A 10,892-nucleotide genomic window follows, 5' to 3' on the forward strand; every position below is an offset into this window, starting at 1 on the left:
CTTCCGCCCGCAATTGCGTATGAGTTACGCTAATTCGCGTATGACGTACGCAATAAGGAGGTCCCCATGATCGTGGAAGTCGTTGACCTGCGGAAGAGGTACGGGCCGACCGTCGTCCTGGACGGATTGGACCTGCGCGTGGCGGCGGGGACGGTCTTCGCCCTGCTCGGGCCCAACGGCGCGGGCAAGACGACGACCATCCGCGTCCTCACCACGCTGTCCCGCCCCGACGGCGGCCGGGCCCGCGTCGCCGGGCACGACGTCGTGCGCGACCCGGCGCGGGTGCGCGCCGCGATCAGCCTGACCGGCCAGTCCGCGGCGGTGGACGCCGAGCAGACCGGCCGGGAGAACCTCGCCATGATCGGCCGGCTGCGACACCTGGGCCGGGCCGGCGCGCGTCGCCGGGCCGGCGAACTGCTGGAGCGGTTCGACCTCGTCGGGGCCGCGGACCGGCGGGTGCGGACGTATTCGGGCGGCATGCGCCGCCGCCTGGACCTCGCGATGAGCCTCGTCGCCCGCCCCGAGGTGATCTTCCTGGACGAGCCGACGACCGGCCTCGACCCGGCCAGCCGAGCGACGATGTGGGACGCCATCCGCGACCTCGTCCACACCGGCACGACGATCTTCCTCACCACCCAGTACCTGGAGGAGGCGGACCGGCTCGCGGACCGGATCGTCGTGCTGCACAAGGGGAAGGTCGCCGCCGAGGGCACGGCCGACGCGCTCAAGGCCCAGGTCGGCGGCGACCGCGTGGACCTCTCCTTCGCCACCGCGGCCGACCTGGGCGCCGCGACCGCCCGGGTCGACGGCTTCCCGGACCCGGACCGGCTGGTGCTCAGCGTCCCGTCCGACGGCTCCGCCGCCCACCTCCACCGCCTGCTGGACGACCTGCGCGCGGCCGGCGTCCCCGTGACCCGCGTGTCGTCGCACCGCCCGACCCTCGACGACGTGTTCCTCGCCCTCACGGCACCGCAGGGAGTCCCGGCATGAGCCACGCCCTCGCCGACTCGATGACGTTGATCGGCCGCAGCATCCGCCTGAGCCGCCGCAACGTCGAGACGCTGATCATGTCGATCCTGTTGCCGCTGTTGATGATGACGCTGTTCGTCTTCGTCTTCGGCGGCGCGATCAACACCGGCACCGCCTACGTGAACTACGTCGTGCCCGGGATCATCCTGCTCTGCACGGGGTACGGCGCGGCGTCCACCGCGATGTCCGTCGCCGACGACATGTCCAACGGCGTGGTCGACCGGCTGCGGTCCATGCCGGTCAACAGCTTCGCGTTGCTGACCGGGCACGTGGTCGCCAGCGCCACCCGCAACGCCTTGTCCACCACCATCGTCGTGGTGGCGGCCGTCCTGTTCGGCTTCCGCCCGTCCGCGGGCGTCGTGGAGTGGTTGGCCGCCGCCGGCTTGGTGCTGCTCTACGTGCTGGCGCTGTCGTGGCTGGCGGCGGCGCTGGGGGTGGTCGCGAAGTCGGTCGAGTCGGCGAGCGCGTTGAGTTTCTTCATGCTGTTCCTGCCCTACCTGAGCAGCGCCTTCGTGCCGCCGGGGACGATGCCGGGGGTCCTGCGGGTGATCAGCGAGCACCAGCCGATCACGCCGCTCACCGAGACCGTGCGCGGGTTGCTGACCGGGACGCCGATCGGGCCGAACGCGACGCTCGCGCTGGCGTGGTCGTGCGGGCTCCTCGTCGGCTCGTTCCTCCTGGCGACGCTGCTCTACCGCCGGCGGACCGCGGACTGAGCGATGTGGACGTTCGTGGAGTTGAGCGTTGCCGCGGTAGGGCTTGATGCCCGCGACGTTGCTGCGCGAGGGAGAAACTCGCGCTTCCGGACAAGCGGGCGAAAGGGAACCACCCCCAGGCCGCCGTCGAGTTCGTCCACTGCCGGACTTCGCGACGAACGGCCGCATCCGGTTCACGACAACGTCGCGGCGAGACCGTGAACCGCCGCAAGCAGGACGCGCTCATTCCAAACGCGACCCGGGACGAAGCGGCTGTGAGCACATGGCTCGACACCGGGCTTCCACCACGGCGGGTCGCCGAATGGCCGGCCACGGCGACGACGACCGAGGCCCAAGAGGTTCGGCACGCATTCGGCACGAACAGCCGTAGACGCCGGGTGACGGCCGGACAGGACAAGATCAGCCCCTGACCACACAAACGTTGGTCAGGGGCTGATCCGTGCTGGTCTTGGAGTGTGCCCCCGGTGCGACTCGAACGCACACTGGACGGATTTTGAGTCCGCTGCCTCTGCCGATTGGGCTACGGGGGCTGACGCCTGTGCACTCTACTGGATCAGGTCCGACGGGCTGCCCGCAGGGTTCACGAACGGACCAGGCGGGTGATGGCCGCCGTCGCCTCGGCCAGCTTCTCGTCGGCCACGTCGCCGCCCTCGGCCACCGCCTGGGCCACGCAGTGCTTCAAGTGCTCGTCCAGCAGGCCCAGGGAGACCGCCTGGAGGGCCTTGGTCGCCGCCGAGATCTGGGTGAGCACGTCGATGCAGTACTCGTCGTTCTCGACCATCCGCTGGAGACCGCGGACCTGGCCCTCGATGCGGCGCAGGCGCTTGAGGAAGGCGTCCTTGTCCGCTGTGTAACCGTGCATCGCTCCCGGCCTCCCTACCCTGGGCGGGTACCCCTGCGCTCCAGGATAGGCCACTCGACCGGGTGTGACGGGCACCACGCGGGGCTCCGAAGGGTGGCCTCACATTTCGGGGGTGGCGGTTAACGGCCCGAAATGACCCGTCCGGGGGCATCAGTCACATTTTCGGGACGAAAGGTTAGGCGATATTCCTTCCGTGCACTATGGTGTCGATCGGAGCGTGTGGCGCAGATAGGAGTCGACGGCATCACGCGCTATGCGAGCACACACGGAGGAACAGTGGCACAGCAGACCGTCGTCCAACTCATCGACGACCTCGACGGCAGCGAAGCCGCCGAGACCGTGACCTTCGCGCTGGACGGTGTGGAGTACTCCATCGACCTGTCCAAGGAGAATGCGGACAAGCTCCGCGAGTCCCTGGCCGACTTCGTCGCCAAGGCGCGCCGCGCGGGTGGCCGCAAGCAGCGCAAGGGCAGCGGCAAGAGCACGGTAAAGGCTGGTGACAAGGCCCAGGCCCAGGCCATTCGGGACTGGGCGCGGGCGCAGGGCCACCAGATCTCGGACCGCGGCCGGATTCCCCAGGGCCTGGTCGTGCAGTTCCAGGAAGCGCACGCGTCCTGAACCCGGGTGTCGTTTCCCCCGCGGTCGCGGCCATGCCCGGCCGCGGGGGAAGACCCAGGTCAGGGTACCTCTGAACGATTCGCGCGGCCGGGAAAGGCCGTGCCCAGCAGGCGCAGGAGCGCGGTCGCCTTCACCGCCGTCTCCTCGAATTCCTCCGCCGGGTCGGACAGGGCGATGACCGCCCCGCCCACCCCGAAACTCACCTTGTCCCGGTCCACCACCAGCGTCCTGATGACGATGCTGAAGTCGGCCGTTCCGGTCAGTGAGAAGTAACCCAGCGCACCCGAGTAGACACCCCTCGGGCCGGCTTCCAGCCCGTCGATGATCTGCATTGTCCGGATCTTGGGCGCACCCGTCATGGACCCGCCGGGGAACGCCGCCCTAACCGCCGCGACCGCCGAACTGCCCGGCCGAAGTGTCGCCCGAACGGTGCTGACGAGCTGGTGCACCGTCGCGTAGGTCTCCACCGCGAAGATCCGGGGCACCTCGACGCTGCCGACTTCCGCGCAATGGCCCAGATCATTGCGCACCAAGTCCACGATCATCAGGTTCTCGGCGCGGTCCTTCGGGCTGGTCGCCAAGGCTGTGCGCAAAGCTTCGTCCTGCTCGGGCGTCGCGCCGCGCGGCCGGGTGCCCTTGATTGGTTCGGATTCCACGACACCCCGACGGTCCACCCGGATGAACCGCTCGGGTGAAGTGCTGAGCACGGAGAGCGCACCGAAACGGAGCAACGCCCCGAACGGCGCGGGGCTTTCCGCGCGCAGGAACCGGTAGGCGTCCCACGGGTCCACCGCGCCCCGCCAGGTCACCATGTTCGTCAGGCACACCTCGTAGGTCTCGCCCGCCGTGATGGCCTCCTGGCAGGCGTCGACCAGCTTCAGGTAGTGCGCCCGGTTGTGCCTGAGCTGGACGGATTCCGCGCGGGCCGGCGCCGGCGGGGGCGCGGCGGGCGCGGTGAAGTCGGTCAGCGACTCCGCCGTGCGTTCCAGCCACCCGTCGTCGGACAGCGTCAGCAGGTACACGTGGCGCTCGACGTGGTCGAACACGACGGCCCGGTCGGCGAACACGAACGCCGCATCCGGCTGCTCCGAACGGTGGGCCGCTTCACCACCGCACTCGGCCTTCAACTCGTAGCCGAGGTACCCGACCCAGCCCAGGGCGAAGTCGAACGGCACTTCGGGCGGTGCCACCCGCCACGCGGCCAGGTCGGCCTCCAGCCACGACAGGAACGGCCCGGCGAACTCCTCCTCGCCCACCCGCACCCGGCCGGTCCACACGTCGTAGGTCGCCACGCGCGCCAGCGGCCCGCTCGCGTCCCCCATGACCGAGAACCGGCCCCGCTCCCCCGGCAGGCTGCTGTCCAGCCAGAACGCGTCCTGGGCGGCGCCGTGCAGGGCCTGGAAGACCGCTTCGGGGTCGGGGTGGACGTCCAACCGCCGCACCAGCACCTCGTGCGTCACGGGCGCGGGACCCGCCACGGGCGGCGGCTCGGGCGTGGCCGCGGAGAAGCCGCCGGTCAGGTCGCGGAAGTTGGCCAACAGGTCGTGGCCGTGCTCGGTGCAGATGGACTCGGGGTGGAACTGCACGCCCCACATCGGCCGGGACCGGTGCCGCACGCCCATCAGCACGTCCTCGGTGGCCGACCAGGCGATCGGCTCCAGCGCCGGCGGCAGGTCGGTGACGGCCAGCGAGTGGTAGCGGACCACGTCCAACGGCGACGGCAGCCCGGCGAAGACGTCCACCCCGGTGTGGCGGACCTGGTCCACGACCCCGTGCCGGGGCGTCACCAGCCCCACCGAGGCGCCCTCGGCCAGGCACAGCCCCTGGTGGCCCAGGCACACGCCCAGCAGCGGCAGGTCGCCGTGCTCGATCACCGAGCGGCACAGGCCGAAGTCGGCCCGGTTCTGCGGACGCCCGGGCCCGGGTGAGATCACCACGTTGTCGAACCGGCGCAGGTCGGACAGCCGGAAGCCCGGGTCGTCGTTGGTGATGACGACCGGCTCCCGCCCGTTCACCCGAGCCAGGTACTGGAACAGGTTGAAGGTGAACGAGTCGTAGTTGTCGATGAGCAGCGTCCGCATGACAGACCGGAACGGTACCTGCCCGAACACCCGGATGGAGTACCCCTGAGGGGCCGGTCACGACACCGGCCCCCCGGGTCCTTCCCCGACTCAGTCCAGGTGGAACTTCTCGTCGGTCACCAGCTTCGCGAGCTGGTCGCCGGTGAACGGCAGTTCGGCCAGCGCCGGGTGCCCCGACCGGCGGAACTCCCTGGCCTGCGCGATCACGACCAGGGTGCTGTCGTCGTGCTGGTAGATGGCGGCCTCGTCCATGCCGTTGATGTTGGACGGGTCGTCGCCGGAGGGTCCGGCGCTCAGGTGGCCGACCTGCTTGCCGTCGACGTCGACCACCCGGCAGTCGCCGCGGCTGATCGGCCACACCGCCCGCTTCGCCTCGCACGGCGACGAGACGTTCGCGAACCGGTTGCCCTTGGTGAGGACCATGATCCACACCTTGCCGACGCCGGAGCTCCCCTTCTGGGTGACCGGGCTGGTGCCCATGTATTCCCAGACCTGCCTGTCGCCGTCGTAGTAGTCGTCGAACTGCGACTGGGTGTAGCGCATCGGGCCGTACCAGGTCTCCGGCGTGTCGCCCGGCGTCAACGGCTGCTTGTCCACCGCCTCGTAGGTCGGCGGCAGGGACGCGCCCAGGTCGTTGAGCGCCTGGACGGACTTGTCGGCGCGCGGACCGGAGTGGGCCGTGCGGTCGGTCTGTCCGTCGGGCCACGACGTCTTGGTCGACGAGGGGTCGATCGAGCCGCTGGTGGGCGGGGGTCCGGTCGGCGACACCGGCGTCACCGACGGCGGGGGCGCCCCGGTGGTCAGCGGCGTGCCGCCGACCTCGGTCGTGCCGCCGCCGGTGAGCTGCGGCACCAGCACCGCGCCCACGGCGATCGCCACCACGGCCAGCCCGGCCACACCGCCCGCCCACGCGGTCTTGCGCCGGCGCTGGGCCGCCCGACCGGCCGCCACCGCGCCCTCGGCGCTCATCGGAGGCGGCGGGCTGCTCGCCACCATCGCGTCCTGCAACGCGCTCTTCAGCTCGTGCTCGTTCATCGCACCTTTTCTCCCTGCTGCGGGGTGATCAGGCCGCGCAGCGTCTGCAGCCCCCGCGCGGCCTGGCTTTTCACCGTTCCCTCGGAACAGCTCAGTGCCCTGGCGGTCTCCTCGACCGACAGGTCCTCCCAGTACCTGAGGACGAGGACGGCGCGCTGCCGCGGCGGGACCTTCGCCAGTGCCGCGAGCAGCACCAACCGGTCCTCCGCGGACCCGCGACCGACGCTCGCGGTCTCCGGCGTCGTCTCGCTCACGCGCTCCTTGCGGAACCAGCCGCGGCGCAGGTCGGACACGAACGTCCGGACCAGCGTCTGCCTGGTGTAGGCGTCGAGTGCTTCGTGCCGGTTGATCCGCTTCCACGCGACGTAGAGCTTCGTGAAAGTGGCTTGAACCAGGTCCTCGGCGCGATGCCAGTCGCCGCACAGCAGGTACGCCGTGCCGCGCATGGCCTCGGACCGCGCCGCGAAGTACTCCGCGAACGCGGTGTCCCGATCACCCATCTGTCCTCCCCGTCCCCCGGTACCGGGTTAGTCACGCTCCCGGGCCTCCGGTGGGTTGCATGCCGTTCCCGAGATTCGTGGAGACTGGTCGGCAGAGACTTCGGGAGGCCGGGCGTTGTTGTTCTTGTTGCTGTTCACGGTCGTGATGGGGGCCGCCCACTACTACGTGTGGCGGCGGGCCGTTCGGGTCACGACCCGGCCCGGTCGCGCCCGGCGGATCGGGACCGCCGCGATCGTGGGCCTGTTCGCCCTGATGGTCGCCGGGCTGGTGGCCGAGACGCCGGTCCTGTCGTGGCCGGGGTACATCTGGCTGGCGTGCGTGTTCTACCTGTCCGTGGTGTTCGGTGTCCTGGAAATCCCTCGCCTGCTCCTCAACCGCACCCGCCGCGAGGTACCGGCCGCGGTCGGCGCGGGCCCCTCGGACCCGCCCGAACCCGCCGACCCCGATCGCCGCCTGTTCATCGCCCGGTCACTGGCCGTTGTCGGCGGAGTCGCGACCGCCGGCATCGTCGGCTACGGCGCGACCCAGGCCCTCGGCGACCCGCGCGTCAAGACGATCCCGGTGCACCTGACGAAGTTGGACCGGCGGCTTTCGGGTTACCGCATCGCCGTCGTCAGCGACATCCACCTCGGCCCGCTGCTCGGCCGCGCCCACACCGAGCGGATCGTGCGCATGATCAACGAGCAGCAGCCCGACCTGGTGGCCATCGTCGGCGACCTCGTGGACGGCACCGTCGAGCAGCTCGGCGAGGCGGCGGCGCCGCTGCGTGACCTCGTGAGCACGCACGGCGCTTACTTCGTCACCGGCAACCACGAGTACTACTCCGGCTTCGAACCGTGGCTGGCCGAGCTGGACCGGTTGGGCGTGCACCCGCTGCGCAACGAGCGGGTGCACGTCGAGCGGGCGGGCGCGTCGTTCGAGCTGGCCGGGGTGAACGACGTGACCGGCGCGAGCTTCCAGGACGGCCCGGACTTCGCGCGGGCGCTGGACGGGCGCGACCCGGCCAACCCGGTGGTCCTCCTGGCGCACCAGCCGGTGCAGGCGCGCGAGGCCGCCAAGCACGGCGTGGACCTCCAACTGTCCGGTCACACGCACGGCGGCCAGATGTTCCCGTTCCACCTCGCCGTGGGCCTCCAGCAGCCCGTCCGCAGTGGTCTGGAGGTCGTGGACGGGGTGCAGGTCTACACCACCAACGGCGCCGGTTTCTGGGGTCCGCCGGTCCGCGTGGGCGCTCCGCCGGACATCTCGTTGGTGGAGCTGCATCACAACTTCGCGTCCCGATAGGGCGATCTTCACCGAAACCGCTTAGAGTGGACGGCCGTGCCAACATGCGGTTGCGGAGGGGGACCCCTAGCGAGATGAAGACGAGCTTTGCCGGCCAACGGCTTGATCACGAGGCAACAGCTCGTATTCGTCGTTTCCTGGACCATGAGCAACCCGGCACGCCCTGCCTGGTCATCGACCTCCCCACGGTGCGCGACCGCTTCACCGCGATCCGCGACGCCCTGCCCGGGGTGGGCGTCTTCTACGCCGTCAAGGCGAACCCGACGCCCGAGGTGGTCGAGCTGCTCGCGGCGGAGGGGTGCAGCTTCGACGTCGCCAGCCCCAACGAGATCGACCTGTGCCTGGCCCGCGGGGCCGCGCCGGGGACGATCTCCTACAGCAACCCCATCAAGAAGGCCCGGGACATCGCCTACGCGTACTCGCGCGGCGTGCGGATCTTCGTCTCCGACAGCGAGCAGGACGTGCGGGCCCTGGCCGAGCACGCCCCCGGCTCGCAGGTGATGCTGCGCATCCAGGTGGACAGCCGGGGCTCGACGTACCCGTTCGGGAAGAAGTTCGGCTGTTCGCCCGAGATGGCGACGGATCTCCTGCGCCTGGCCGGGGAACTGGGCCTGGTGCCGCTGGGCGTGGCGTTCCACGCGGGGTCGCAGCAGCTGGCCACCGACGGCTGGGACGGCGCGATCGCCGACGCCGCCGAGATCACCGCGAAGCTGCGGGCCGAGGGCGTCGAGCTGAGCACGGTGAACCTGGGCGGCGGCCTGCCCGCGGGCTACCTGGACCCGTTGCCGCCGCTGGCCGACTACGCCGCCGGCATCAAGGCCTCGATCGCCCGGCACTTCGGGGAGTTCGCGCCGAAGGTGATGGTCGAGCCCGGTCGCGCGGTGGTCGCCGAGTCCGGTGTGCTGCGCTCCGAAGTGGTGCTGGTGGCGCACAAGTCCTATTCGGACGAACGGCGTTGGGTGTTCCTGGACATCGGGCGCTACGGCGGTCTGGCCGAGACGGAGGGCGAAGCGATCGCCTACCCGTTGCGAACCAGCCGCGAGGGTGTTTCCCTGGACGAGGGCCCCCGCGGCCCCGTGGTGATCGCCGGTCCGACGTGTGACGCGGACGACGTGCTGTACCAGAACACCTGCTACGAGCTACCCCTGGAACTGCGGGCGGGCGACCACGTCGACCTGCTGTGCGCCGGCGCCTACACGGCGAGCTACTCCTCGGTGGCGTTCAACGGCTTCGAGCCGTTGGCCACGTACTGCGTGCGGTGAGCGCGCTCACGGTTTGTTCGAAGCTTTACCCCCTCCTGAAGATGTTTGGAGTGATTGATGTCCGGACTCCCGTGCGAATCCGAGCCGGTTGGCTTGTTCGCAGGACAGCACGTGCTGGCCGAGTTGGACGGTGTGAGCCCGGAGCTGCTCGACGACGAGCAGTTCCTGCGACACGCCCTCGGCGAGGCGCTCACCCAGGCTGATGCCACGGTGTTGGAGGTGGTCTCCAAGCAGTTCGAGCCGCAGGGGGTCACCGTGCTGGCCCTGCTGTCGGAGTCGCACGCGTCCATCCACACCTATCCGGAAGTCGGAGCGGTGTTCGTGGACGTGTTCACCTGCGGCACACGGGCCAAGCCCGCGCTCGCGGTGCAGCTCCTGGCCGAGGCGCTGGGTGCCCGCTCCGCACGCACGGACATGATCAGCCGGGGCACCCAGGTCCCCGCGCTGGTCGGTGAGGAGAAGGCGTCTTGATCCGCGAACCGCTCGCGACCGGTCTGACCAGGATCTGGGACGTCGACGAGGTCGTCGTCGACACCCAGACGAAGTTCCAGCACCTGGTCATCGCCCGCACCGCCCAGGGGCTGTCGCTGTTCTGCGACGACGACCGGCAGAGCACCGAGTTCAGCCAGCTGACCTACCACGAGGCGCTGATGGTCCCGGCGCTCCTGCTCGCGGACCGCGTGGACCGCGTGCTGGTGATCGGGTCCAGCGAGGGCGTGGTGTGCCAGATGGCGGTGGCCGCGGGCGCGTCGGTGGTCGACCACATCGACATCGACGAAGAGGCCGTGAAGCTGTGCGCCGAGCACCTGCCCTACGGCTACACGCTGGAGGAGCTGGCGGCGGCCGAGCAGGGTGACGGCCCGGTCCGCGTGCAGTACATCGACGGCTACGAGTACATCCGGACGACGTCGGAGCGCTACGACATCGTCCTGGTGGACCTGCCGGACGAGCGCGAGGAGGAGGCCCAGCACAACCGCCTGTACGGCGAGGAGTTCCTGGCCATGTGCAAGGCCCTCCTCACCCCGGGCGGCGTGGTGGTCTCCCAGGCCGGCTGCCAGACCATGTGGCGCAACACGACCCTGAAGCGCATGTGGCAGCGCTTCAACGAGGTGTTCGCGACGGTGGCGTACTACGGCTCCGACGAGCACGAGTGGGCCTACCTGTTCGGCCGCGCGGACGAGGTCACCGACCCGACCGCGCTGATGACCGAGCGCCTGAAGGAATGCGGCTACCAGCCGGAGACGATCGACGACCTGGCCCTGCTGGGCAACTCGATCCCCCCGTACCAGGTCCGCAACGCCTGACACCAACCAGAGGGCCGCTTCCCGTTGCACTGCAACGAGAAGCGGCCCTCCGCCACAAGCGCCGCAGGCGCGCGCTCTTCGAAGGGCTATCAGCCACAGGAAGGGCCTCGGTTCGTTCCCCGTACGGCCTGGGCGCAGCCCAACCGCGCTTCGCTCCTCTTTGCAACCACGCTTTACCGGTTGCAAAGAGGAGCGAAGGG

The 10,892-nt window shown here is 70.1% G+C and carries 11 protein-coding genes and 1 tRNA gene; 7 read left to right on the forward strand and 5 right to left on the reverse strand.

Annotated features, from left to right (window positions below; genetic code table 11):
• The first annotated feature begins 66 nt into the window (after positions 1-66).
• Positions 67-990 carry an ATP-binding cassette domain-containing protein gene (locus tag AB0A74_RS29050; protein ID WP_358254335.1) on the forward strand — a complete coding sequence of 308 codons (924 nt, stop codon included), beginning with the start codon at positions 67-69 and terminating at the stop codon, positions 988-990.
• On the forward strand, positions 987-1,745 hold the full coding sequence (locus AB0A74_RS29055; protein ID WP_358254337.1) for an ABC transporter permease: 759 nt from the start codon (positions 987-989) through the stop codon (positions 1,743-1,745). Before AB0A74_RS29050 ends, AB0A74_RS29055 begins: the two co-directional genes overlap by 4 nt.
• A 456-nt stretch (positions 1,746-2,201) precedes the next feature.
• On the opposite strand, the gene AB0A74_RS29060 is transcribed toward AB0A74_RS29055, so the two are convergent.
• Positions 2,202-2,275 (reverse strand) — tRNA-Leu (locus tag AB0A74_RS29060).
• A gap of 50 nt (positions 2,276-2,325) precedes the next feature.
• On the reverse strand, positions 2,326-2,607 hold the full coding sequence (locus AB0A74_RS29065) for a metal-sensitive transcriptional regulator (protein ID WP_309114550.1): 282 nt from the start codon (positions 2,605-2,607) through the stop codon (positions 2,326-2,328).
• A gap of 276 nt (positions 2,608-2,883) precedes the next feature.
• Between AB0A74_RS29065 and AB0A74_RS29070 the strand changes: the two genes are divergently transcribed.
• Entirely contained in the window at positions 2,884-3,225 is a 342-nt protein-coding gene (locus tag AB0A74_RS29070; RefSeq protein WP_358254339.1) for an Lsr2 family protein, read from the forward strand.
• A 59-nt stretch (positions 3,226-3,284) separates the two neighbouring features.
• Here AB0A74_RS29070 and pabB read toward each other — a convergent pair whose 3' ends face one another.
• The 3 genes from pabB to AB0A74_RS29085 form a co-directional block, all read right to left on the reverse strand.
• The gene (gene pabB / locus AB0A74_RS29075) at positions 3,285-5,306 is read right to left on the reverse strand and encodes an aminodeoxychorismate synthase component I (protein WP_358254341.1); all 2,022 of its coding nucleotides are present in this window, start codon (positions 5,304-5,306) and stop codon (positions 3,285-3,287) included.
• 90 nt (positions 5,307-5,396) lie between these two features.
• Positions 5,397-6,341, reverse strand: coding sequence for a hypothetical protein (locus AB0A74_RS29080; RefSeq protein WP_358254342.1), 945 nt, complete (start codon positions 6,339-6,341; stop codon positions 5,397-5,399).
• Positions 6,338-6,841 (reverse strand): SigE family RNA polymerase sigma factor, encoded by a 504-nt coding sequence (locus AB0A74_RS29085; RefSeq protein WP_358254344.1) that lies wholly within the window; start codon positions 6,839-6,841, stop codon positions 6,338-6,340. The genes AB0A74_RS29080 and AB0A74_RS29085 overlap by 4 nt, the downstream gene beginning before the upstream one ends.
• Before the next feature lie 115 nt (positions 6,842-6,956).
• Between AB0A74_RS29085 and AB0A74_RS29090 the strand changes: the two genes are divergently transcribed.
• From AB0A74_RS29090 to AB0A74_RS29105, 4 genes are all read left to right on the forward strand, one after another.
• Complete coding sequence (locus AB0A74_RS29090) at positions 6,957-8,126, forward strand: metallophosphoesterase (RefSeq protein ID WP_358254345.1); 1,170 nt, start codon at positions 6,957-6,959, stop codon at positions 8,124-8,126.
• A gap of 188 nt (positions 8,127-8,314) precedes the next feature.
• Positions 8,315-9,388 carry a type III PLP-dependent enzyme gene (locus tag AB0A74_RS29095; protein ID WP_358254346.1) on the forward strand — a complete coding sequence of 358 codons (1,074 nt, stop codon included), beginning with the start codon at positions 8,315-8,317 and terminating at the stop codon, positions 9,386-9,388.
• 57 nt (positions 9,389-9,445) lie between these two features.
• Positions 9,446-9,859 carry an adenosylmethionine decarboxylase gene (speD, locus tag AB0A74_RS29100; RefSeq protein WP_343934375.1) on the forward strand — a complete coding sequence of 138 codons (414 nt, stop codon included), beginning with the start codon at positions 9,446-9,448 and terminating at the stop codon, positions 9,857-9,859.
• Positions 9,856-10,692 carry a spermidine synthase gene (locus AB0A74_RS29105; protein WP_358254348.1) on the forward strand — a complete coding sequence of 279 codons (837 nt, stop codon included), beginning with the start codon at positions 9,856-9,858 and terminating at the stop codon, positions 10,690-10,692. Before speD ends, AB0A74_RS29105 begins: the two co-directional genes overlap by 4 nt.
• Positions 10,693-10,892 lie beyond the last annotated feature (200 nt).

It is taken from the genome of Saccharothrix sp. NPDC042600 (genome assembly GCF_040647305.1).
Classification (GTDB): domain Bacteria; phylum Actinomycetota; class Actinomycetes; order Mycobacteriales; family Pseudonocardiaceae; genus Actinosynnema; species Actinosynnema mutabilis.

Coding starts and splice junctions, on each gene's coding strand:
- AB0A74_RS29050 (WP_358254335.1), top strand. CDS start 67: ATGATCGTGGAAGTCGTTGACCTGCGGAAGAGGTACGGGCCGACCGTC.
- AB0A74_RS29055 (WP_358254337.1), top strand. CDS start 987: ATGAGCCACGCCCTCGCCGACTCGATGACGTTGATCGGCCGCAGCATC.
- AB0A74_RS29065 (WP_309114550.1), bottom strand. CDS start 2,607: ATGCACGGTTACACAGCGGACAAGGACGCCTTCCTCAAGCGCCTGCGC.
- pabB (WP_358254341.1), bottom strand. CDS start 5,306: ATGCGGACGCTGCTCATCGACAACTACGACTCGTTCACCTTCAACCTG.
- AB0A74_RS29080 (WP_358254342.1), bottom strand. CDS start 6,341: ATGAACGAGCACGAGCTGAAGAGCGCGTTGCAGGACGCGATGGTGGCG.
- AB0A74_RS29085 (WP_358254344.1), bottom strand. CDS start 6,841: ATGGGTGATCGGGACACCGCGTTCGCGGAGTACTTCGCGGCGCGGTCC.
- speD (WP_343934375.1), top strand. CDS start 9,446: ATGTCCGGACTCCCGTGCGAATCCGAGCCGGTTGGCTTGTTCGCAGGA.